Genomic DNA, 23,633 nt, shown 5'->3' on the forward strand with positions numbered 1-23,633 from the left:
TATGTACAATTCCAAATATTTTATGGTATATCTGTTACAGTTATAAGTACCTTACATACTGATTTTACTGTATATTTCTCTCCATCCGAAACGGTAAGCTCCACTGTATTCTCGCCCATTGAGAGACTGTCAGCATCTATTTTTATCTTAAGGTCACTGCCCTTAACCTTGCTTATGTCGTCTCCAAGACCTACTATCTCAACAACATTCCCGTCAGGGAAGGAAATCTCATAATTCTTGTCCTCATTCTTGTTAAGGATAGTAATATCACCGGCATTCAGCGAAATGCTTCTGGTTATGTTATGTTCAATAAGTACTCTTACGTTTATCATGTTGTTGCTCTTGTCTGCCAGTACAACATTATCCGGCAGGTAAGGAGTTATATCAATATTCGTCTCGTAATTCTCTGTAGCTCCGGAAATGTCTACATCCGATATAACTATCTCATCTAACGCCTCAAGTTCATCATTAGGTGCACCCACCACAACCGTCTCAGGACCATATTCAATGCTACCTATAAGATATCCCTCTCCCGGAGTACCTGTAGTGGAAACCCTCACCGGAACAGCTTTAGTCTTGTAGATTGGTATCTTCACCGCAATGGTATCATTGTCACAGGTAATCTTACTATCTGCAACCGCCTGTCCGTCCTTATCATAAAATACAAGCTTGCCGGTTGTATTGACCTCCCTTGTGCTTCCGCTTACATCTACAACCACCTGGGCTGTTGCTATACTGTCCACAACACTGACCGCCCCTGTAATATTCACAAGGTTTGGAGTTGTCACCGGTTCACCTGCGGTATATCCCGACTCAGCTTCACCCTCAACCTTAACAGTTACAGGTACAGAGGATGTCTCCTCCTTCTCAAGTTCCACTGTAACCACACTGTCCGTCATGGAAACAGATACTGATGATGCTATATTCTTATTAACCGCCTCCACCTTGATAGGTACCGAGTTTGTGATAGAAAGCTGTGAAAGATCTGCAGATGCCTTGAAATCATCGGCATTAAGCTCCGCAATCACCGAACGTCTTCCTTTAACTATTATATTCACGGTATCACCGGATTTAACATAATAAAGCTGTCCCTGACTTGTGATGGCATCCTCATTCAGCATCTGTACCGGAATCCCCGATATCTGCTTGGACACCACATAGTCGTCAAGATTAAGTACAATGACCCACACGATAAAGGCGAAGACCACAGCTAACAGCTTCAACCCTATATTGGAGAAAAGTTTGTCCTTCATCTGTGACTACCTCCTTTTCCGCCCTTGTGCTTTCTTATCTTTATAACCTTCTTATCTTCTTTGGTACGTTTGCCTTCCTCGCGATGCAGGGTAAACAGGAACTTTCTCAGAGCTTCGGCATCGAGATTTCTGTATATCTGACCATCCTTAGCCACTGCAATAGAGCCTGTCTCCTCAGATACAATAACGGTTATGCTGTCAGACATTTCACTGACACCGATACCTGCTCTGTGTCTTGTGCCAAGTTCCTTGTTGATGTCGTTATTTGCCGAGAGGGGAAGATAGCAGGTTGCAGCCTCAACCCTGTTATTTCTGATTATGACGGCACCATCATGAAGAGGCGTATTATGCTCAAATATATTCACCAGAAGCTGGTTGGTAACTATGGCGTCAACACTGATACCTGTATCAACAAAATCCTGGAGAGATATCTCATTCTCGATAACAATAAGTGCACCTGTCCTGGTAGCGGAAAGAGCCGTGGCGGTCTTAACTATCTCATAGATAGTCTTGTCGGTAAGTCCGTGCGGGTTTTCCGTATCCCTTATACTCAGATAACTGGACAGCTTCTTCTTACCTAATTCCTCAAGTCCCCTTCTGAACTCCGGCTGGAACAATATGATAATGGCAATAATACCTACACTGAAGGCGTTCTTCAATATATACAGTATGGTATTAAGCTGCAGAACCGCTGCAAATACCATGAACAACAGAATGATGACGACACCCTTAAGTAATGTCCACGCTCTGCTATTCATGAACCACTGCATAACCTTGTATATGGCAAGGCTCAATATTGCTATCTCAATAATGTCTCTTATGCCGGGCACTGCTATATAAAATTTTTCAAAATAGCTTCTGAAATAAGCGAAAATATTCTCCATATCCAACCCCAACAATCTATAGGCTTAATACTCAAACGCCACCCGCTTAGGAACTGTCATGCAGTTTTTAATGGGTGGCGTGATGGTACTAAATCCTAATAATCTTATTTTTTAGTATCTGTATTTGAAAATGCGCTGTCTGTCTGCCCAACAAATGCACTGTCAGCTTGTGGTCTCGGGCGTCTGTTCTGTGCCTGCTGACGCTGTGGCACATTACCTGCAGGTCTTCCATTCTGGTTCTGTCCCGCCTGTCTGTTATGTGGAGCCGCATTTCTGTTCTGTGCATTATGTGCTGTACCTGCTGATGGTCTTCCACTCTGTGATGCACCTGCTGATGACCTTCCATTCTGTGCTGTGCCTGCTGATGGCCTTCCATTCTGTGGTCTGCCGGCTGCCCCTCTGTTCTGTGGCTGTCTTCCTGCATTTACAGAATTTCTTGCAGGCTGTCTGTTCTGCTCCTGACCTGCCTGTGGTCTTGGACGTCTGTTCTGTGAAGGAGCCTGTCTTCTTGCAGGGCTCTCATCCTCTGTAAGATACTCATCAAGTTCCTCATCATTATATGATGTAACAGTTCTAAGGTTCTGTGGCTTCTTTCTGTCAAGGAACTTAGGAACTGCCTTAACATAATAATAATACTCATCATCCTCAAACTGTGTCTTCTCAACCTTTGAATAGTCAACAACCGTCTTCCAGAACTGCACAACTGCCGCTACAATAACAGAAACAAGACTTCCTATCACTACTGATGTAAGTGACATATCTGCACCTGTTGTAACATTTCCCACTAAAAACAGTATTATCTCAAATACGCCACCAATAGCAATGGCAACATACCATGAATAATCAAATGACAACTTATAGATTATAGCTACAATAAGTACTATCACAGCGAATACCACCACTGTAAGCACAAGCTCTTTATTTCCCTTTAATGCTTCAAATATAAACTTGTAGCTGGCTGCGATCTCTGCTCCGCCTGCCGATGCAAGGGCATCCACATAATCTCCTGCTGCAATCATAAAATAATAAATTATGCATCCTATACCTACGCTGAACATTGCTGCCGGTCCAACCAGCATACCTGCCAGTATAGGCAGAAGGAACTGCAGCTTAACCAGGAAAAACACCGGTGCAAATAATACAATCCATATTGTCTTAGGGAAAAATCTTATATATGCACAATAAAGCACCAAAAACAGCAGGATGAATACAGCACCGATCTCAACATTCGCCGAGAACAACTGTCCTGTAAGAAGAAGTGCGCCAAGCCCCAATCCGATACCATCTGACGTAACAGCACTGATAACAGCCATGAGCACTGCAACCTTAGCACTTCCAAACGCCGTACTGTATCCGGTCATACTGTTTAATGTCATATACATAATAAGATATAATATAAATCTTACTACAGGCGTTATGATCATGTCATACTTGCTGCAGAATTCTTTCACTGACTGACGAAACTTTAATATTTCCTTCATAACTATCTCTTCCTCCCGGAGTTCTTAATGGTATGCCCATCTTCATCATAGAAGTCTATGAGCGCCTTTAGATTCTGATTATACCTGATCAGTCCCGGCTTCGCCTTACTGTAGCGGTATGTGTAAACCAGCCACGCAATAATAAAATACACAACGCAGACTGCCACATACGCTAACAGCACATTTCTTGCCAACTTGCCGTAATCATATGTAGTAAGGTTCTCTATAACCTTTGCAAGGTTATAATACACATACATAGCTGCAACTCCCCAGAAGAGAATCGTAGTCGATACCAATGTCTTGAGGCAGTTCAGTCTCACATAATCGCTCTGAAAAAACCTCGCTTTATTCAAATCTTCTTTTCCTGTGGATTCCTCGTAAGTACTGAGCTTAGTCATAAGAATCACTTTTTCTTCATTGATCATTTTGTTTCCTCGCCTTATAGTGCCCAATAACAGCTCTAAACATTATATCAAAGTGTCATGAATTAAGCAATAAAGTAATTATGAATTTATTGTGGTGTCTTCCTTAAGATATTCCTTGCATATTCCTTGAACATCCCTTGAAACTCTTCACGAAATAATTCTTGATAAATTCATCTTGAAAAATTCACTATGAATTAGCCTGGGCTTTAAGCTCCTCAAGCATCTGCGGAAGTCTGGTGTCCATCTCGTCATCCTTAAACTGGCAGGTGCCGACCTTCCTGTGTCCGCCACCGCCGTACTTAAGCATAAGACTTCCAACATCCATGGTGGCTGTGCGGTTCAGTATACTATAACCGACTGCTGCCGAACATCCCTGTCCACCTTTTCCGCTTACTATCCAGGCTGACACGTTCTGTTCAGGGTACATGCTGTATATCATGAAACGGTTTCCTGTGTAGATCGGGTCAACGCCTCTCAAATCACTTATGATAAGGTTTCCGTCAACGATGGTGTGGGCCTTGACCATTTCCTTAAACTTCTCTGTCTGCTCATTGTAGAGTACTATTCTTTCCTGAATATCAGGCATTGCAAGAATTTCGTCTGTAGTCATCGTCCTGCAGGCGTCTATAAGCCTCTCCATGAGCTGATAATTTGATATAGTGAAATTTCTGAATCTTCCGAGCCCTGTCCTTGGATCCATAAGGAAGCCTATAAGTATCCACCCCTTAGGATTCTGTACTTCATCTATTGTAAGGTTTCCTGAGTCCACCTTATCTACAGCCTCCATCATATCATCAAACTGAGGAAATCTTTCCTTTCCTCCATAATATTCATATATTATCCTTGCACAGGATGGTGTTATACGGCTCTCACCCTTGTACCTGCCTTCAAGTGCAAGTCTCTCGTGCTCACTTGAGTGGTGGTCGAACCACAATCCGCAGCCCTCTACAAACGGAACATTTGCAAGACAGTCATCCTCTGTGATATCAATAAGTCCATCCTGGAGATCCTTTGGATGTGCAAATTTCCAATGGTCTATTATACCCGCCTCCTTAAGAAGCGCACCACATGCAAGTCCGTCAAAATCCGATCTGGTAACTAATCTCATAAAGTACTCCTCCCTATTTCAAAAGCCTTCTCTTTTGATTATATAAAATGCTCCTTGGCTTTTCAAGTAATTGTTGGTGCATGCCACATATGGCAGAGCCCTGCTTACTCTAATCCAGCTTCACCACAAGCTTAAGTGGATTGTGGTCTGTGTTCTTAAAGCCCTCATTCAACGTCTCCAGGGACTCTACAGTCACATTATCCGATACAATAAAGCCATCAATTACATAGTACTGGAAATCCGAACCCTCATATGTGTCTAAAGGCTGATCAAGAGATCTGCAGGTAGGATTTGCCGGGTCTGTCAGACAGGAGAGATGCTCCCCAAATGCCTCTGTATCAATAAGTCCCGGTGCCCACAGGTCATCCCGCTGTAATGGATAGTCAGATATATCTACATTGGAAAACGCCTGATTGAAATCCCCACCGGCAATAACGTAATTCCCGGCCTCCTGCTCCTTCTTAAGAAGCTCTGCGAGCATCTTTGTCTGGGCCTCCTTGCCCTCGCCCGAGTCATATGCCTCAAGATGAACATTCACTATCACAAGCTCCTTGTCACTTCCTGCCACAGGTATCCTGGAAACCAGAAGACACCGTTTAAGATTGCACAATCTCACCGGGTATGAAAACGGACACGGCAGCTTTATCCTCACTGCACTGTCCACCGAATATGCTGAAAGGGTCATTATTCCCGACGCCACCTTCCCTATAGGTGGCAGAGGATACGGCACCATAAGAGTCTTATAATTATACGCAAATGATGTGTAATACCCTGCAAATGCTTCCTCGTAGCTTTCTCTCTCATTTATCCCATAACTTCTTGTTGAATTCTCATCAACCTCCTGGAGCATGATAATGTCAGGATCTATGTCCTTTATGGTGTCCGTTATCCCTGTAACATTGGCAAGTACACGATCCTTGTCAGCGGTCTTCACCATCTCGCCGCCATCCATGAAGAAATCCGCATTGTCACCTAAGGCTCCGTAGCCGGTATTCCATGTCAGGACTGTAAGTGAGTCTCCCTGATGTATTTCATTTGTCCCGTTGTTATCTTCCGATGAAGCCTCATTATCTGCAGATGTATTTGGATTACCGCTTGTCTGCCCTGATCCGCCTCTCACTTCAAGAGTCTCAACATCCTCCGGACGATACTCGGTTACGGTGAGTACTCCTACAAATATCAGTACAAGTGCCACTATCACAGCAAGCACTATCAAGATTATTTTCATAGCTTTTTTCACAAGATATATCTCCTATCTTTGTTTTAATTTTTTTTGCTGTATCTCGCCAAACCAGAGAGAGGTTTTTCTGCCGGCCTGATTTTATTTTCTACGTAAGAACCGGTTCCTATCATTTTAGTGTTTCAAGCTTTCAATATCTCGGACAGATTTTTCTGGATTCCATAAGCAACATCAGGCTTATTCATTGAATATACATGGACGTGCTTCACTCCGTTTGCCATAAGATCTATAATCTGGTCTGTGGCGTATGCTATTCCTGCCTGACGCATTGCCGCTTCGGTGTCACCAAAGGCGTCCACAATGCTCTTAAATCTCTCAGGCACGTTGCAGCCTGAAAGCTTAACCGCATTCTTAACCTGGACACGCTTTGTAATAGGCATGATACCCGGAATTACAGGAACCATAACTCCTGCTGTCCTGAGTCTGTACATGAAGTTAAAGAAAATAGTATTATCAAAAAACATCTGGGTTGTGAGATATTCACAGCCTGCCTCAACCTTTTTCTTAAGTCCCTCTATGTCAGCCTTCTTGTTTGCCGAATCCGGATGAACCTCCGGATAGCAGGCTCCGCCTACGCAGAAATCACCTGTCTCCTTTATTAACCTAACCAGTTCCGAGGCATGCACAAAATCTGTAAACACCTCTCCCTCATAATTCTTTGGAACGTCGCCGCGAAGTGCAAGTATGTTCTCAATTCCTGCGTCCTTCATCTCTGTCAGTGCCTTTCTTATGGTCTCTTTGTCTGCACATACGCAGGTAAGATGAGCAATGGTTGGCACATTGTACTTTTCCTGTATTTCCTTTGCAAGTCTTATGGTATGTCCCTTTGTGCTACCTCCTGCGCCATAGGTCACACTCATATAATCCGGCTTGTAAGCTGCAATACTGCAGGCTGCCGCTTCTACATCTGCAAAGTCTGTATCCTTCTTAGGTGGGAACACCTCGAATGAAAGAGTGGGTCTGTCCTGATTTATTATGTCTATTATCTTCATGTAATGCCTTCCTGTTTTCCTTTGATTTTGTATTATCACTATAAGATTTTATAAGATATGTGTTCGTAAATAGTGTAACCGTACCTTTTATTATATACCCTGTGGGGATTATTTACAATTATCTGATACGGCTGAGTGTTTATATTTTGTTTGTTTTGATGGATTATAAGTTGTTTGTTTTGAGGCTTTGTTAGGAACGACTAACCATGTGGTTTTTAAAAATCGTGTGGCACATATGTAATGCACCACACGATCCTGTAATCTTATGCCTTACCTACCTTATACTGCATACGTCCATTCTTAACATACCACAGTGAGCCTTTATACTTAACATTACCTGTGTACTTGAAATCAGCCTTTCCGTTATTCACATAATACCAGCTGCCTCCATATTTGACGAGGGTCTGAGACTTGTCAATCTTGCCGCCCTTGATATAGTACCATGTGCTTCCGTATTTGCACAGAGTCTCTGCTGTCTTATCCCATTTGCCGTTTTGTACGAAATACCAGGCATTGTTGTACTTGCAGAGGGTTCTGGTCTTGTTTATCTTGCCGTCCTTTATGTAGTACCATGAGCCATTGTATTTGCACAGGGTCTCTGATGTTTTATCTACCTTACCATTCTGCACGAAATAGTATACGCCGTTATATCTGCAAAGGGTTCTGGCATCATAATCCACATGTCCCTCATTTATGTAATAGTAACTATTGTTGTATTTTACCAGGATATCTGATGCATTGAAATCAACCATGCCCTTCACAATATACCACCAGGTGCCATCGAATTTGACAAGTGTTGTTGCTGTCATGTCCCTTTTGCCGTACTTTGTGTAATACCACTTATTATCGCTTTCCTTGTCAATACCCTCTATCGGATTCTGCGGAGTCACAATAAATGTCTTCATATTATCAGCGTCCAGATATTCAAATTTTGTATCCACCAGATAATTTCCAGCACAGATAAGAGCATTAAGTTTTTTATTATTTTCCAAATCAAGTTTCCTTAAGCTATTGTCCGAACAATAAAGCCTCTTCAACTCTGTGTTTCCTGACACATCTAATGTCTCCAGGCCGCAGGCAGTACAAGCCAGCTCCTCTAACTTAAGATTATTGCTCACATCAATAGAGCCCAAATTGTTGTTGCTCACTATAAGGTATGTCAGTTCAGAGTTACCGCTCACATCAATGGACGTAAGCTGGTTCTTATTAACTTCAATTCGTCTGAGTTTCAGATTCTTACTTACATCAATCTCCTTCAGTCCACAATCATAAGCATACAAATATACCAGTTCCCCATTTCCGATTATATCAAGATCATTAATATTATTCTCGCTACACTCAAATGTGGTCAATGCAGTGTTAACCGAAACATCAATATCTGTAAGTTTATTAGCATTACACCTAAGAATCTGCAGTGCCGGATTTTTGCTGACATTCAGTTTATCCAGCTTGTTATAGCTTACATCAACAGTTTCTAATTTTGTATTATTGCTCAGATCAAGGCTTGTCAGATTATTATTGTAACACCTAAGCACAATAAGCTCTTTGTTATTACTTATATCAAGGCTTGAAATATTACACTTGCCACAGTTTAACTCTATAAGTTTCGTATTATTGCTAATGTCAAGTGACTCAAGCAAGGTCCCGCTACATGTAAGTGACTCAAGATTCTTAAACAGTTCTATTCCTTTTAGAGTAGTCAGTTTTTTATTATTTATGGATATTTTTGTCACTTTGTCCGCGTTTATTGACCCTGTATTTTTTCTGTCATAGTTTTCAGAAAGATACGCCCTTAAAATAGCGTCCGGGAAATTCTTCTCATTTATCGCAACTAAAGTACCTGTTTCATCCATAATGGATGTATCCTCTGACTGGCCTGAGACTGTCTCATCTATGTCTTCACCATCTGCCTGAACCAGGACCGTCTCTTTGCCGTCTTCACCATCTGTCATTTCTGTTGTCTCGTAAGCAGTCTGCTGATCCTCTGTAGCCGCCTCAGCATTTGCCGGTATAGCTGTCATAAGTCCGCTTAATCCCATAGTTACCGCCAGGGCAACTGCAACCCCTTTTCTTCTCATATAATTTTCTCCTCCCATTGAACATCCATTGAACATCAGCCCATTTAAAGTTTGCCTGTTAAACCATAGACACTTTGTACATATATGATGCGATTATATCTTATACCATCATAATTTTCAACCTGTCTCCTACTCTTTGATCCCGTCACACAGATTGATCTCAATATGCTTTCCTAATGCCCCGCATACTTCTGCAATACTATGATTGTAGGCACCCTGGTTCCTGTTTCAAACCTGGCTATATTAGAGGTTGCCATGCCGGTGATCTCGGCAATATCAGCATTAATTTTCATACTTTATATTATTTATAAAATCGTATGATAAGCCCTTGAAAAAATAGGAACTGAGGGTAACATACTCATAGAGGGTGCTACCGATATGCGGCTAGCCCGGAATATTTTGATATCTTTCCTTATACCACTCTATAGTTTCCCTGATCCCAGCTTCAAAATCCACTTCCGGATGCCATCCCAACTCGTTACGCAGCTTAGAGCTGTCTATTGCGTACCTCAGATCATGCCCCTTTCTGTCGGGCACAAATGTTATCAGGCTCTCCGGCTTTCCAAGTGTCCTGCAAATAAGCTTCACAATATCAATATTTGCCACCTCATTGCTGCCACCAACATTATAGATCTCTCCGTCCCTGCCATGATGGATTATCATATCCACCGCCCGGCAATGGTCATCTACATGGATCCAATCGCGAACATTTATTCCCTGTCCGTATACAGGTAACGTCTTGTCCGAAATGGTATTAAACACCATAAGGGGAATCAGCTTCTCCGGGAACTGGCGTGGTCCGTAATTATTCGAACATCTGCTGATAGTCACCGGTAAACCATAGGTTCTGTGATATGCCATGACCAACAGGTCTGCAGCCGCCTTGGAGCTGCTGTATGGCGAGCTGGGTCTAAGAGGCGTCTCCTCTGTAAATAGCAGCTCCGGCCTGTCCACAGGCAGATCTCCGTACACCTCATCGGTACTTATCTGATGAAACCTCTTAATTCCGTACTTTATACATGCGTCCATCAGCACCGCTGTTCCCTTGATATTCGTGTCCAGGAAAACTTCGGGATTTTCAATGGATCGATCCACGTGGGACTCCGCAGCGAAATTCACAACAATATCCGGCTTCTCCGACTCAAATATTTTGAAAATATTCTCCCTATCGCAAATATCAGCCTTGTAAAACTGAAAATTTTCCTTATCCGCAACCGCGTTCAGATTATCCATGCTTCCCGCATAGGTAAGCTTGTCCACGCAGACTACCCGGTAGTCCGGATGTACCCCCATTATGTAAGATATAAAATTGCTTCCGATAAAGCCGGCTCCACCGGTTATCAGAATGGTCTCAATCTTGTAATCGTCTCTGTCTGCCATACAACACCTCCGCTTTGAACGTCAGTTCATTTACAATTTGCTTATGACAAATGGCTGACGCTGCATGTGAAGTTTTTCACATAAAACTTGACACATCACATACCATCATTTACATAGCCCCAAGTGTGCTTCCTGGTCAAGCCCCGCAATATATGTTTCACCCTTTTTTCCGTCTCTGTAATCTGGTTTCTGGCCTCATTTATCCTGTTTTGGGCATAATAGTCCACCAGAAGTCCGTCCCAGAATACATCTGCAAACGACACAAACTCACTTACTTCCAGCTTAACTTCTGTAGGCACATCTGTGTTCCTAAGCCCCCACTGAAAGTGTCTCAATGCCTTTTCCGCGTCTTCCATATATCCCCTGGCGTCATTCATCCGCGAACGCTTCAACAAAGACGGCAGCATGCCGCCTCCAAATATATCCCACCTGCCATATCCTGCTGCCTGCTCCAGTTCTTCATTTGCAGCTTGAAGGCTGGCAAGTGCCTGTTCTCCAGCTCTTATGGCGTCATTTATCTGTCTCTGAGTTTCATTTGTCCCCATGTTTTTCTCTGTTCCTCCAGCTTACCAGCTTCCTGCATGCCCCAAATATCAGGGCAGCCACAACATACCCTATGGCGTCAAGCACCAGATCAAACGCGTCAAAATGACGTCCCACAATAAATATCCTTATGGACTGATCCACAAATGACACCGCCATACATGTAAACAACGCTGCTGCCATCATGCTCCAGGTATGCTTCGTTATAAAAATATATAACACAGAAAAGCCTATGCCTACAATAAAAAATTCAAATACATGTGCCCACTGACGCACCGACCAGCTCACATAAGCTCCCATCCGCTCCAGGAATGCTGATACAACCGGCAAATGTGCCACTCTGTTTGAAAGCTCAACCGTATCCTCCGGTTTCTGAAAGGTCAGATAAAATAGGGAAGCCAGGATGATCAATATTGCAGCTGACGGTATAAGCAGGGATTTTTTCATTTTAAAACGCCACCTTTGTCTAGTTATGACTAATATTATAGCTTAATACGCCAGATTTTTCCAATAGTCATAAGTAAGCTTAAGCACTTATTTTTATCGTTCACAGGTACAAAAACGATTTCATTCACTTGTTGAGCAGACTTACCAGGCGTAACCTAGCCTCATATGTGATTTCTGTCCGTCGGACCAAGAGTTTGCTTACAGCTTCCTTCAGATTCTACCATACGATAGACACCCTTGCTGTTCAGCTATACACTTCCCCACAAACCTAAAAATACCCTGCCAGTCTTCACCGGCAGGGTTGCCCGCATTGTTTACCTGTAGAGATCCTCCAGCGTTATCAGCCAAACTTCACCTCGCTCCTGTGCTTGAAGAAGTCCATCCGTGAATCCGCCTTTCGAGAAGATATAATAATGATAGTTGTTGCCTTTTCCAAATACCGATGCATAATCCCGAATCAAATCGAGTTCATCCACACCAATTTTTTCATTTCTGTACTTGCACGAGCCGATGATATAGTCCTTACCCTCAACAGGTGTTCCAACAATATCAATCTGTATCTGCTTTTTCTTTTTGGGATCTGTACCCCACCACTGACCGATTTCGCTCAGTTCAATGGGGAGATTATCCGAATAATAGAGCAGATAATCCTGACACATCTTCTCAAAAATCAGGCCCATGTAATCCGGAAGATACTGTTTTACAGCATGCGGATAGGACCTTGCGATTCTTCCAGAATCAATGGCACTCATATTGACCGGAACAAACCGATACCAGAACCGGAAGAAATTATCAGCCAGTAAATAGATCGTTTTCTTACCCGATTTCTCTGTAATCGGTGTTTCCTTTTTGACAATGCCAAGGTTAATCAGTGTGTTCAGATACTTCGATACGACTGAATTCTCCTCACCGACTTTCATCTTGATATCGTTCATTCGGGAAGCACCTTCTGCAATCGCTTTGATGATTGCATTATAAATGGCCGGCTCCCGAAGTTCCTGTTTCAGCAGATTCCCCGGCTCCTCATACAGATAGCTGGAACGGTCAAAGAAATTATCCAACAAGGCTTCATCCACACTGTCTCTCACATCCAACTTGTTGATATAATGAGGAACTCCACCCGTAATTCCATAAATCAGAGAGTTATCCTCTGCAGACAGATTCGGATGGAATACAACCGTTTCCTTATAGTCCAGTGGTTCGATTTTGAACTGGCCTGTTCGTCTGCCATACAGCGGACTTTCTTTTCCAAGCACCTGACTCTCCATAAAGCTCATAGATGAACCGCAAAGAATCAGGTACATCCTGGACTCTGTCCATTTGTGGTCGATGATGTGCTGCAGCATCGCTGAAATAGCTGGTTTTGCTTTTGCAAGATAAGGATACTCATCAATGACAAAGACAATCCTTTTTTCCTTTGAAAGCACTGTCAGCTCATCCAAAGCTGCATCATAGGACCTGAACTCCGGTGCAGACTCCATATCCGGCCGCTCATAACTCATGATCGACTTTGAGAGAGCTGCCAGATTTTCCTTTCCTGTCGTGTTCAATGCAGAAAAGAAAATGGTAGGCTTATCTTTGCAGAACTCGTTGATCAGTGCCGTTTTACCAACACGCCGTCTGCCATAGATGACAATGCACTCAAACTTATCATCTGCGTATCGTTTATTCAGTTTCCGCAGCTCATCCTCACGGCAATAAAACTGACTCATCCGCCCGCCTCCAATAATTATACTCGTAAGTTAGTAACTCGTAAGTTACTTTCTTACAAGTATAATAAATTAGATAATTTGCAAAGTCAAGTAAAACAAGTCGAGCTATTGTATGATGCGGGGTAATCTCACCATTGACAAGCTGCTGATTGGTCTGCTGTGCGGCAGTCTTCAGAGCTGCCAGCTTTTCCTTAGTGGCTTCAATGGCATCCTTGAGCATCTTCTTGAAGCTGTCCTTTACTGCCGCGATATCTTCATGGCAGGTCATACCATACCATGTATCGTTGGTTTTCAGAACCTTCACTGACATCTTTCCCTGCTACGGCAGTTCACCAATGAAGATAGGGATCAGATACTCTGCCTTCATAGGATTGCCGGGTACTTCTTTCTCAAAGAACGCCTTGAAGCCTTCTTACAACACACCCAGAAAATCAGGAGTCAGCCCCCACATATTCATGGAAACCAGAGAATCAACATCAATCACTTTTCCAGATTTGTCTGGCTAGCTTTTTCTAGTATTGTTATATTCAATTTATCAATCAGTTGCTCTCTATCATCAGCTATCTTCTTGTGAATCTTCTTCATGTCTTTAGCCTTTATATAATCATCCGTCAATTTTCTGCCGTCCATAATAGAAAATGAACCAAAATATTCATGTCTTACATCTACATGAACATGTGGTTCATTATGTTTTCCATCTGCTCTTCTTAGTACCTCAAGACATCAAACTCCGGCTTCAGCTTCTTCCTGACACCACCGAGCTTACGTGCTTTATTTCTTTTCTCTCCCCTGATTATTCGTGCAGTTCCAGTGGCAGACCGTCCGGATCATGGAAGAAAGTCATCTTCTTACCGGTATAATCGTCAACCCGGATCGGCTCACTTTCAATTCCGATCGCTGCCAGTTCTTTCACCGTCTGCTCCACACTCTCTACGCAGAAAGCAAGGTGACGCAGACCGCAGGCCTCCGGGCGATTCACACGCCTCGGCGGGTTTTCCTCAGCGAAAATCTCCAGTTCCGTGTATTCATTGACACGAAGATCCAGCTTCCAGTCCTTACGCTCCGGGCGGTAGTTTTCTCTGATGACAGAGAATCCCAGCTTGTTCACATAGAAATCCTTTGCTGCTTCGTAGTCAGATACGATGATTGCAATATGATGTATTTTTGATAAATTCATTTTTCTCGCACTCCATTTCTTTTATTTTAGTTTTTCGAGGATCTCATCTGCACTTGTACCATGTAGAATTCTACACAATTCGCCAATGGGAAAATCTTTATTTTAACAGATCTGATAAACTATATGAATATTCTTGTGCGGCAGAGCCGCCTGTCCAGTATTGAGCGAGCCACCTGCCCAGATGAAATGAGCCACTTTCAAATTTTCATATCAGTTTAATTGTGCATGCATCTTTTAATCCCAAAATTCACTAGATGGTATATAATTCACCTTAAAAAACTTTTCTATTTTTTCAACACTCATTGCATGCTTCAACATATTGAATGCCTTATCATTATAATAATACACATCCCACACTGTTTTTTTATCCACATTTTCTCGAATTTTTCTAAGATATGGTAGATCAACATCTCCTGCACTCCATCCTATTACCACAACATGGTCAACTCTATTCAACGCTCTCCAAAAATGAGTGTTATACAATATCATTTCTGTTGTATCCTTGTAAACAGATGACAAATACCATGCAATAGCTCTGTGTATACTGGCATTCCCCTCATCCATCTCTTCATCTGCCAGTTTTGCCAGTTCTATATGCTTATCTATATCTTTTTTATTACAGTGTCCCATGATTGGAGCAATATCCGTAACTGATTTCACCCCACCATGTATATGCAAAACATCTTCTATCTTGTAAACATTCTCCAAAGTATCGGTATAGTTAAAATTCAAAAAATAATCCGAACTATTAACTATCTTTTTACATCTTGGTTTAACTTTACTTGTATCTATTTTTTCAATCCATTCTTGTACATATTGCTGAAACATACTCATATATCCATATTGTTCTTTCCAATATTCATCCATTGTATCCTCAATATTTATGAGTCCTCCATCCAAATCCATATCTTCAAGTAAGCAATCAGAAAAATTCATCATCTCAACAATATCCGGCATACCCATTTTATACTCAAATTCCCGCCACAAAGTTTCATCAATAAAATCCGACCATTTCTTTTTAGATACTTAAGATATTCTTGGATCTTCCAAATCAACTTGTGCAATGTTGTAAAGATGTTCAAACTCAATCAAAATATCCAGATATTTTTCCTCTAAATATTCTCGAAAATCTCGATACGACGTCTTCAATCCATGTTGCATCTCAAAGCCATTACCAACTATATATAATGTTTTTATGATACCACTCCTCTATTTCAAATAAATTGTTCTATATCTATTTGCTCCTGCCCCCATTTCTGGTTCATCATATTCTTCAACAATCTCATCGTACTCTAACAAATCATATTGAACCGCCATTTCAATACACGTCCATAAATCGCCAAAATCAATTTCTTTATCATCAAATTGCCAATATATACACTCAGCATAATCGTATGTTGTATCTCCATGTTCAGGAACTGCATGTCCATTTATAAGCCCCTTGAGCTTCTGATAAAATTCCGATTGCACAACCGCTTTCTTATAAGAAAAAGACTTCAGTTCTTTGTTTTTTAATTTATATCTCACAAATTCTCCAAACTCTTCTCCCCAATACGGAAGTAAAGAATAATAGTGGAGTATTCTACCAAAAACAATCATAAAATTATGGAGCTTTTCAAACTCTATATCCACAAGAAATCCTATTTTTCCAATATAAAAATGAGCTTCATCATTTCGTAATCTTCCCAACAATAAAAGAGCTTGATCAACAATATTTTTATCCTTTTGATGTTCTCCATAGTATTCTTTAAAGAGCTCCTTAGTCAATTCACGTATTTGATTATACTCTACAGAGTAAAACTGCCTCATTTCATCATCAGGTATATGTTCAAAGAAATAATTTAAGTCGTCTGCATCAAAAAAATCTACTAATGGATGTCCCTCTGGATCCTTTATATTTTTTACCCGGCACACTCTATGATCATTATTATCTAACATCAACTGCTTTACAAATAATTCAACAGCATTATGTAATGATGAAACAAATTGCTTTCTATACTGTAAAGTGGCTTTCCCCGCCAATATATAATTGCGATACTTTATAGCCATCGCCCATGCTTCGAGAGCATTGTCCCGCAGTATATGTTTCATGTATACTCCTCCCTCAAAATATATCACCAACTATTATAATTATAACTCCTTTCTAAATTATAAGGTCAATAAGCCGTTCGACATATTTCGACGCCTGTGTTTTATCTGTTTTTTTACCTGCAAGTGTTTATAAAGACACCTTTCCAACAATTCTTTTACACTCCCCTATATAAGTATCGCTAATAATGTATCAATTCCCACTTCTGATTCAGATCAACAGTCAGCCCATCCGTGTGCAAATTCCAGAACTCGATAAGTGGCCCTCTATTATCAGCTATCTTCTTCTGAATTTTCTTTATGTCTTTAGCCTTTATATAATCATCCGTCAATTTCCTGCCGTCCAAAATAGAAAATGAGCCAAAATATTCATGTCTTACATCTACATGAACATGTGGTTCATTATGTTTGCCACGCTCTCTTGAATGCATATAATATCGTATTCCATCATCACGGAAAACGTCACCGGCATTTTCACTTAATAGAATTTGGACGTCTACGACATTCTCAGGATTGAAGCTCATTCTATCCAAATAATATTTCAATGGCAACTTTATATCCTCTACAATATATCTCACATTATCGAACACCAGATATTTCCCGAGTGAAAATACCATTGAATCCCCATATACTTTGTGATCTATCCAGTGCCATAAGTCTTCTACCGTAAATTCCTCAGACACGTCTCTGATACAATACTCCATGCCATTAACTTTTCTCAATGGCTCGATTATTTCCTTACCATTAATCCCATATTGACTGTTATGTGGTTTCAAAACCTCTATATCCATATGTTCATCCACATAAACTCGTACTGTTAAATATATTTTGTAATCCATCTTCATCCCCCTGATACATAATGGCACGCCCAACAAAATGCTGGCGTGCTTCCCCGTTTTTATATGTCATTTGACACATTCTACATAATATCTACTACATTAACTTGCATACAAAGCATCTATCCCCTAATACACTGGTAGCAGCGAACACATTTGTTTTCATCTATCTACGGATATCAAAGCCTTCTTCATCCGCTACCATAGAAATAGCTTCTTTCAGACAGATTGCATAACAGGCTGAATACCCACAGCATTCTTCTTTTTATTGTATAAAGTTGGTATTATCTTCATGCTCCATTACCTCTAAAATTCTATTTCTGTTCTACCTCCTCATTTCAACGTCATCTTACTAAACCGTCTTATTCCGTTTCTTATAAATATATCTAGGAATATACTTTAACAATCCAGCAATATGCATATCATATGCAACTCTTACCAACAAATTTTTTAGCCTTCCCTTAGGGGTATTATTTCCAATCCAACTCTGTACCTTTAAATACTCATATTTTAAATATGTATCTCAAAATTCTTCTCGACATTTTGGTCTATCGCTCGGATGATCCATATTAGGCTGTGCAACTTCAGATTTTGTGCTTTCCTATACCCCTTCTACACAAATCAAGTTAAGCTGTTCACTCTTTTAGTATTACTAACAATAAAAGAGTAAGCTTCGTCATCCCGGAAAACCCAGCAATCTGATACTGATAATTCCGAATACCTTTCATTTTTTGCAAATTGACATTCGTAACAGCTTGGTTAAAGAATTAAATTCTGCAAATAGGCTAAATAAAACTAATCGTATTTTGTTGACGATGCATGATATTCTCTTCCATTATTAAACAAGACTTCCATATCATGTTTTTGTCCTTTATGATGCTACGCTCTAAAGTTGACTTTTACCGCCTTGCTTTCATATTTATTTTCAAGGCATTTAATATAATTGTTGAAAAATGTTTTACTCCCTACGCCATGACAAATCACTTCCATTCTCCATAAATTATCCGTATTTGTCTTTAATCCATTTAGATACTTCGTAATTACGTAGCATTGGCAAGGAGTCCCTGTAAAAGCACTATATTTCCAGCACTCAAGTCGTTATCTATTTGTGAAAATGTACCTTTCAAATCACTTGTTATATACTTTGACCCTCTCATATTATTTCGTTTTTTTTATCAACTGCCCGAATATTCTTTACATTAAAATTGTCATCCATCGCACAACCATACACAATTCCACCCTTTTCAAAGATTAAAACACTGATTAGTGTAAAAGCTAAAACACGGTTGTCATTTACTTAACGGACAGTCCTTGTAATCACTTTATCCATTAATTAGCCACTTTTCTTATTACAGCGTTCCACGTTTTCTGTACCAGTTTTCTATTTATGACAACTGCATACAATACTGCAATCATTACTCCTGCTGTAATCATCAACCAATTGTCATAATCGTTTAATATCCAAATAACTCCGCCAAAGACACATTCAAGAACTATTTTTTTGAAATTAAGTTTGATTTTTACGAATTTTTGAATATACCTTCTTCTCAATTCAACCATAATGAAATCAGCAATTAGTGTTGATAATGCTGCCGCATAAAGCCCACACCTAGAAATCAAAAATAAATTAATGCCAGCATTCACAACTGCAGCTACAACTGTTGTTGTAGCCATTATTCCCGTTTGTTTTACAGCCGTAAAAACCCCAGAATAAAATTTTCCAAGACAATCAAAATACATGGCAAGCATTAATATGGGAACATATGCAAAACCACTTGTATAATCGCCTCTAATAAATATTCTAAACAAAATTGGCATACTTGCTGTAAGCACCAATATTACGGAAAACATCACATCATCTATTAATTGATAAAGTGACTGATAATAATTATGTGCCTTCTCCTGTCCGTATCCAATAACTCTTGATGCACTTTCGCTCCATGCCGTATAAAAGAAATGAAAAACCGTCTCGATAATATTAGGGAATTTATATGATATAGAATAAACTCCATTCGGCCCGGCACCAAGGAACCCACTGATTATAAGACGATCTGAAATATTGATTATTTGGGCGCAAACTGCATCTGGCACCAATGGAAGTGAATATGTGATCATACTCCTGAATGTTTCAACAGAGAATGTTTTAAGTTTAATATACTTCCACAGTTTGCTTTTTAATGCAGTCACTAAAAACGCAAGCATCTCTGATACACACATTGAAGCAATCAAACCCACAAATCCTAATCGAAGGATAGCAACTGCAACAATATTAAGGATGATTTGTAATATATTTTTGCAACTAGAAATAATCGCATATGCCTGCATTTCTCCTTTTCCACGCAGGAGATTGACAGAAAAAGTATATAAAATCCCAGCAATTAAGTATAACAAAAGATAGTTTCCGTAAGAAATAGGATGCCATATATTGACTAAGGCAACTATACCGCATAATAGAATAACGCCTGATAAAACAACTAGGAAAGCATGTGAAATTATTGACGTAAATCCACTCTCGTCATCCCCTTTTTCTATAATAAACCGAAACATAGCTTCATGCATACATAATGTTACAACTGGTAGGAGAAAGGCACACACTGCAACTATGTAATCATATGTTCCATATTCCTCAGTTGAAAGAATTGACGTATACATGGGAAGAAGAATAAATGCAATAACCTTTGCCCCCATATTTCCTATAGCTATTAGACCAGTATTTTTTAACAATCTTTTTTTTTCGTTCATTTTACCATTCTCTTTAACTATTTATAATATTTTTCAGATATTTCATCGAATCTCGTCTGTTATCTTCTACCATCTTATCAACAGCCTCATATTCAATCTTTTTATCATCAATAGAGCAGCCATATTCTATTACCCTGTCCGTTAATCCCAATAATTTCAAAAGTCCCCCAACTCTATAGTTAAACCCACTTACACCAGTACATTCAACATAAAATTCTTTATGATAAATGATAGAAAGTGCCGTTCCATGAAAAGAATTGGTAACAATATATTCAGCATTATTTATCCATGATAAAAAATCTTCTGGTTTACAATGGCGCATAAAATCGCCACTTTTTTTACTGCTGATAATTTTATATCCTGTTTCCTTACTCAGTTTCTGTGCAAATTCTTCCAAGCCAACCGGGTTTCCAATTAAGTATACAAATATATATTTATCTTTAATGCACCGCTTTCCACAGATTTTTTTCCATTCGTTTCTTGAAAGTAAAAACACTGGATCAATATCATATCGCACATTTGTTGAAAGTAACTCCAAGACCCTATCATCATCTATATGTTCGCGTAGCGATACATCGGCGAAATCATCAAGTAGTTTCTTATGATCCTTAATAATCGCAAGTGCTTCCTCACCTTTCAGACCAATACTCGCAGCATAACTATATTTTTTTTGTTTATCCTGAATAAAATCAAGAAAATATGTCCTATCATCACCTGTACAATGTGGATTCCAAATTTGATCGCTTCCTACAACATACGCATCATAAAAACTATTCTTAATAGATTTTTTATTATAGGCAGGGCTTAGTCTTATATTATTTTTTACAAATTGTGTACACCAATATTTTTTCCATGCCTTATAAACATTTTTTAACAACGCCTTAACCGTCGAGCATTTTACATAGTTTGCTCTTGCTATTGCGGAACAGTTATAATTAATTGTTTCACAGTCTGAGCCAAGATTATTCAATGCCTTATTCAATGCATAGGCTTGCATTATAGCTCCATAATTTGATGATTGTTGAAAGGTCAACACGCCTATTCTTTTTTTCATACCTATTCTTATAGCTCCTTACTAATAACTTTTTCAAAATAGGATTGCCTTATGTCATCTGGAACACAAAATTTGTTAGACAATTTATGTACCGATGTCATTGAAGTAAGTGATTTCCAAAACTTTTTTTCATATGGTCTAAAAATAATTCTAGCAAGTGTTTCCGGCAGTTCATCTGTGACATAATTAATTTGTACAGCATCCCCTGGATATTTCTCTGTTGCCATAGTCATAAACAAGTGCCACATGAAATACTCTCTTACAACATTTTCCTGCTTCCAATACTCGTAAAGAAGATCTCTTGTAACCCGTAGCAATCTACTATTTCCATCTGAGTAAATTAGCCAGTTATTAAATACCATGGTCACATCATCTGGATACGAATGAGTATACATAAAAAGCTTTTTTTCAAAAACATATTCCGGAACTGGCGCAGTTAATAAAACTGTAGCATCCAGCCATAGACCACCGTATTGAACCAGTAATTCTGTTCTAATCAAATCTGACATTAGTGTATTAGAAATTATCCTGTTATGCCATTTTTCTAGAATATACTGAGGAAACCGAATATAGTTCTCCATATTCTCAAAAGTAATAATACGGATATTATAGTCACTCATATATTTTCTGACCGAACCAATACAAGCTTTAACAAGCTCTGGTGCATTTTCTTCGCCTTGTAGCCAACAAATCCATATATCTCTGCTATTTTTCTTTTTACAATCCTCTGGATAATCGATCTTTTCGATGTATTTACCATATTTTTTCTTCAAATACGAATAATTCTTATACCTTACTTGCAAGGCTTGCAACATTCGATTTGATAAGTTTATCTTTCCCAACAGAAAGCATATGATTTTAGGGAAAAGCGTCTTACTCTTTATTGCTTTTTCAATTTCTGCCTTCATATAAATCAAACCTTTCTAGAAGAACAAAAAGAATCGTTCTTGTACAGTGCTAAAATAACGCCAAAAATCACAAAAAGAAATGTCCCTTCCATACTTGTTAATAACGCCGACCCTAGAGAATGTGCCATTACATACATGACATTAGTAATCATAATAGCTCTCACTCTTCTATTGCTACATTTTCCTTGTGCATTATGAAAAAGCAAATAGCAGGCAAACAGCAAAAATATAGTGCCAATAAATCCGAACTGTCCCATGGCCATTGGCCAGTAGTTGTCATTCAAAAACATTCCATCATATTCTCCCATTCCCCATATATTATTAAATCCATACTGATAATATAGTTTCGAATAATACACTTTCGCCATATCCGAACCATACGTTGCAAATCCCGCCCCAAGTGGAAAATATCGTCTCGCAGTTTCAATCCCATACTTTAAAAGTAATGCCCGAGGAGCAGAAGCATTCATAAAGTAATTTGTGATTTGGTAACCTCCTGCCAAGATTCCTACTGCAGCTATAAGAATAATAAGCCATAGTTTAATTTTCCTGTTATGCACGTAATATTTAAACATAAAGAAAATCATAATACTCCATACAATCGACGGTCCTTTTGTAGTCAGCAACTGACAAACACACGTCAAAATTGTATAGAAGTACAACTTCTTTTGAGTAATTTCATTAGAAGCAATAATCGCCAATGCAGAAATACTCGTGATTGCAAGAATATGCGCATGACCAAAGATGAAAGAATATGCCCGTAAGCCATACCTTACTTCTCCACCCATACCAATATCAGTAAATATCGAAGCAACACCAAAAATAACTGCCACCCAAAGAAAAAGCTTTGCCGGTTTATAAAGCAAAGCCACAACCTGTTTCGCTTCATTCTCACTTAGGTATGTATATACAAATATGACACAGACAAACACTTTTACCATGCCCAAACAATCTACCGCAGCAGCAAAATAGCTACGAGCCACACTGTTTATTATATTTCCGGCAAATCCAAAGGCAGCCACTATACAAATCACCAGTAATATTTTCTTATATTCTTTTTCAACTTTACCCTTATAGCTCAAAATCCAAACAGCTAAACTCATGATTGAAATTATAGCTGTCACCTCATCTGCATACTTCAGGAAGGGAACCATCCCGTAAAAGATAAGTTCAACAAACAGCACCATCACTATAATTATTACAAATAGTGTCTTTTTGTAAATTTTCAAATTAGTCTCCTTCCCTTTATTAACATCAAATCATTTTTTCACATATCAGCCTATGA

General features: G+C 39.6%; 21 protein-coding genes and 3 pseudogenes. All 24 read right to left on the bottom strand.

Features of this window, described 5'->3' with window-relative positions; genetic code table 11:
* Positions 1-20 precede the first annotated feature (20 nt).
* The 24 genes and pseudogenes from DXB54_RS09890 to DXB54_RS10010 all read right to left on the bottom strand — a co-directional run bounded on the left by DXB54_RS09890 (position 21) and on the right by DXB54_RS10010 (position 23,577).
* Positions 21-1,253, bottom strand: a complete 1,233-nt coding sequence (locus tag DXB54_RS09890) for a CdaR family protein (protein WP_021938744.1) — start codon at positions 1,251-1,253, stop codon at positions 21-23.
* The gene (gene cdaA / locus DXB54_RS09895) at positions 1,250-2,137 is read right to left on the bottom strand and encodes a diadenylate cyclase CdaA (RefSeq protein ID WP_118695088.1); all 888 of its coding nucleotides are present in this window, start codon (positions 2,135-2,137) and stop codon (positions 1,250-1,252) included. Before cdaA ends, DXB54_RS09890 begins: the two co-directional genes overlap by 4 nt.
* A 104-nt stretch (positions 2,138-2,241) precedes the next feature.
* Positions 2,242-3,618, bottom strand: a complete 1,377-nt coding sequence (locus DXB54_RS09900) for a hypothetical protein (RefSeq protein ID WP_021938742.1) — start codon at positions 3,616-3,618, stop codon at positions 2,242-2,244.
* A gap of 2 nt (positions 3,619-3,620) precedes the next feature.
* Positions 3,621-4,043, bottom strand: coding sequence for a hypothetical protein (locus DXB54_RS09905; RefSeq protein WP_021938741.1), 423 nt, complete (start codon positions 4,041-4,043; stop codon positions 3,621-3,623).
* A 187-nt stretch (positions 4,044-4,230) separates the two neighbouring features.
* Complete coding sequence (locus DXB54_RS09910; protein ID WP_021938740.1) at positions 4,231-5,151, bottom strand: hypothetical protein; 921 nt, start codon at positions 5,149-5,151, stop codon at positions 4,231-4,233.
* A 109-nt stretch (positions 5,152-5,260) separates the two neighbouring features.
* Positions 5,261-6,391: an endonuclease/exonuclease/phosphatase family protein gene (locus DXB54_RS09915; protein WP_021938739.1), complete on the bottom strand. Its 1,131-nt coding sequence runs from the start codon at positions 6,389-6,391 to the stop codon at positions 5,261-5,263.
* Positions 6,392-6,513: 122 nt separating this feature from the next.
* A complete protein-coding gene (gene metF, locus DXB54_RS09920; RefSeq protein ID WP_021938738.1) occupies positions 6,514-7,383 on the bottom strand; it encodes a methylenetetrahydrofolate reductase [NAD(P)H] in 870 nt (289 codons plus the stop codon).
* Between the two features lie 263 nt (positions 7,384-7,646).
* Positions 7,647-9,461 carry a leucine-rich repeat domain-containing protein gene (locus DXB54_RS09925; RefSeq protein ID WP_021938737.1) on the bottom strand — a complete coding sequence of 605 codons (1,815 nt, stop codon included), beginning with the start codon at positions 9,459-9,461 and terminating at the stop codon, positions 7,647-7,649.
* A gap of 173 nt (positions 9,462-9,634) precedes the next feature.
* A complete protein-coding gene (locus DXB54_RS09930; RefSeq protein ID WP_243104791.1) occupies positions 9,635-9,754 on the bottom strand; it encodes a helix-turn-helix domain-containing protein in 120 nt (39 codons plus the stop codon).
* A gap of 91 nt (positions 9,755-9,845) precedes the next feature.
* The gene (gene rfbB, locus DXB54_RS09935) at positions 9,846-10,841 is read right to left on the bottom strand and encodes a dTDP-glucose 4,6-dehydratase (protein ID WP_118695089.1); all 996 of its coding nucleotides are present in this window, start codon (positions 10,839-10,841) and stop codon (positions 9,846-9,848) included.
* Between the two features lie 95 nt (positions 10,842-10,936).
* Positions 10,937-11,386: a hypothetical protein gene (locus DXB54_RS09940; RefSeq protein ID WP_118695090.1), complete on the bottom strand. Its 450-nt coding sequence runs from the start codon at positions 11,384-11,386 to the stop codon at positions 10,937-10,939.
* Entirely contained in the window at positions 11,373-11,831 is a 459-nt protein-coding gene (locus tag DXB54_RS09945; RefSeq protein WP_118695091.1) for a VanZ family protein, read from the bottom strand. The genes DXB54_RS09940 and DXB54_RS09945 overlap by 14 nt, the downstream gene beginning before the upstream one ends.
* A gap of 314 nt (positions 11,832-12,145) precedes the next feature.
* Positions 12,146-13,543: an ATP-binding protein gene (locus tag DXB54_RS09950; protein WP_118695092.1), complete on the bottom strand. Its 1,398-nt coding sequence runs from the start codon at positions 13,541-13,543 to the stop codon at positions 12,146-12,148.
* Positions 13,521-13,847, bottom strand: coding sequence for a hypothetical protein (locus DXB54_RS12100; RefSeq protein WP_243104792.1), 327 nt, complete (start codon positions 13,845-13,847; stop codon positions 13,521-13,523). Before DXB54_RS12100 ends, DXB54_RS09950 begins: the two co-directional genes overlap by 23 nt.
* 176 nt (positions 13,848-14,023) lie before the next feature.
* Positions 14,024-14,227, bottom strand: a pseudogene (locus tag DXB54_RS12410) (DUF4160 domain-containing protein); the annotation flags it as partial.
* 109 nt (positions 14,228-14,336) lie between these two features.
* Complete coding sequence (gloA2, locus tag DXB54_RS09965; RefSeq protein ID WP_118695094.1) at positions 14,337-14,720, bottom strand: SMU1112c/YaeR family gloxylase I-like metalloprotein; 384 nt, start codon at positions 14,718-14,720, stop codon at positions 14,337-14,339.
* Between the two features lie 234 nt (positions 14,721-14,954).
* Positions 14,955-15,920: pseudogene (locus tag DXB54_RS09970) on the bottom strand (bacteriophage abortive infection AbiH family protein).
* A gap of 9 nt (positions 15,921-15,929) precedes the next feature.
* Positions 15,930-16,811: a hypothetical protein gene (locus DXB54_RS09980; protein WP_118695097.1), complete on the bottom strand. Its 882-nt coding sequence runs from the start codon at positions 16,809-16,811 to the stop codon at positions 15,930-15,932.
* A 179-nt stretch (positions 16,812-16,990) separates the two neighbouring features.
* Positions 16,991-17,647 (bottom strand): DUF4160 domain-containing protein, encoded by a 657-nt coding sequence (locus DXB54_RS09985; protein ID WP_158578232.1) that lies wholly within the window; start codon positions 17,645-17,647, stop codon positions 16,991-16,993.
* A gap of 876 nt (positions 17,648-18,523) precedes the next feature.
* Positions 18,524-18,706, bottom strand: a pseudogene (locus DXB54_RS12415) (hypothetical protein); the annotation flags it as partial.
* Between the two features lie 267 nt (positions 18,707-18,973).
* Positions 18,974-20,386 (bottom strand): lipopolysaccharide biosynthesis protein, encoded by a 1,413-nt coding sequence (locus tag DXB54_RS09995; RefSeq protein WP_118695100.1) that lies wholly within the window; start codon positions 20,384-20,386, stop codon positions 18,974-18,976.
* A 13-nt stretch (positions 20,387-20,399) separates the two neighbouring features.
* Positions 20,400-21,440, bottom strand: coding sequence for a polysaccharide pyruvyl transferase family protein (locus tag DXB54_RS10000; RefSeq protein ID WP_118695101.1), 1,041 nt, complete (start codon positions 21,438-21,440; stop codon positions 20,400-20,402).
* Positions 21,441-21,448: 8 nt separating this feature from the next.
* A complete protein-coding gene (locus DXB54_RS10005; protein WP_118695102.1) occupies positions 21,449-22,348 on the bottom strand; it encodes a capsular polysaccharide synthesis protein in 900 nt (299 codons plus the stop codon).
* A 5-nt stretch (positions 22,349-22,353) separates the two neighbouring features.
* Positions 22,354-23,577 (bottom strand): hypothetical protein, encoded by a 1,224-nt coding sequence (locus DXB54_RS10010; RefSeq protein ID WP_118695103.1) that lies wholly within the window; start codon positions 23,575-23,577, stop codon positions 22,354-22,356.
* Between the last annotated feature and the right edge of the window lie 56 nt (positions 23,578-23,633).

The sequence above is a fragment of the Coprococcus sp. OM04-5BH genome, assembly GCF_003482105.1.
Classification (GTDB): Bacteria; Bacillota; Clostridia; order Lachnospirales; family Lachnospiraceae; genus Coprococcus.

Bases quoted from the DNA above. Each gene is read 5' to 3' on its own strand.
- DXB54_RS09890 (WP_021938744.1), bottom strand. From the start codon at position 1,253: ATGAAGGACAAACTTTTCTCCAATATAGGGTTGAAGCTGTTAGCTGTG.
- cdaA (WP_118695088.1), bottom strand. From the start codon at position 2,137: ATGGAGAATATTTTCGCTTATTTCAGAAGCTATTTTGAAAAATTTTAT.
- DXB54_RS09900 (WP_021938742.1), bottom strand. From the start codon at position 3,618: ATGAAGGAAATATTAAAGTTTCGTCAGTCAGTGAAAGAATTCTGCAGC.
- DXB54_RS09905 (WP_021938741.1), bottom strand. From the start codon at position 4,043: ATGATCAATGAAGAAAAAGTGATTCTTATGACTAAGCTCAGTACTTAC.
- DXB54_RS09910 (WP_021938740.1), bottom strand. From the start codon at position 5,151: ATGAGATTAGTTACCAGATCGGATTTTGACGGACTTGCATGTGGTGCG.
- metF (WP_021938738.1), bottom strand. From the start codon at position 7,383: ATGAAGATAATAGACATAATAAATCAGGACAGACCCACTCTTTCATTC.
- DXB54_RS09925 (WP_021938737.1), bottom strand. From the start codon at position 9,461: ATGAGAAGAAAAGGGGTTGCAGTTGCCCTGGCGGTAACTATGGGATTA.
- DXB54_RS09930 (WP_243104791.1), bottom strand. From the start codon at position 9,754: ATGAAAATTAATGCTGATATTGCCGAGATCACCGGCATGGCAACCTCT.
- rfbB (WP_118695089.1), bottom strand. From the start codon at position 10,841: ATGGCAGACAGAGACGATTACAAGATTGAGACCATTCTGATAACCGGT.
- DXB54_RS09940 (WP_118695090.1), bottom strand. From the start codon at position 11,386: ATGGGGACAAATGAAACTCAGAGACAGATAAATGACGCCATAAGAGCT.
- DXB54_RS09945 (WP_118695091.1), bottom strand. From the start codon at position 11,831: ATGAAAAAATCCCTGCTTATACCGTCAGCTGCAATATTGATCATCCTG.
- DXB54_RS09950 (WP_118695092.1), bottom strand. From the start codon at position 13,543: ATGAGTCAGTTTTATTGCCGTGAGGATGAGCTGCGGAAACTGAATAAA.
- gloA2 (WP_118695094.1), bottom strand. From the start codon at position 14,720: ATGAATTTATCAAAAATACATCATATTGCAATCATCGTATCTGACTAC.
- DXB54_RS09980 (WP_118695097.1), bottom strand. From the start codon at position 16,811: ATGAAACATATACTGCGGGACAATGCTCTCGAAGCATGGGCGATGGCT.
- DXB54_RS09985 (WP_158578232.1), bottom strand. From the start codon at position 17,647: ATGGATTACAAAATATATTTAACAGTACGAGTTTATGTGGATGAACAT.
- DXB54_RS09995 (WP_118695100.1), bottom strand. From the start codon at position 20,386: ATGAACGAAAAAAAAAGATTGTTAAAAAATACTGGTCTAATAGCTATA.
- DXB54_RS10000 (WP_118695101.1), bottom strand. From the start codon at position 21,440: ATGAAAAAAAGAATAGGCGTGTTGACCTTTCAACAATCATCAAATTAT.
- DXB54_RS10005 (WP_118695102.1), bottom strand. From the start codon at position 22,348: ATGAAGGCAGAAATTGAAAAAGCAATAAAGAGTAAGACGCTTTTCCCT.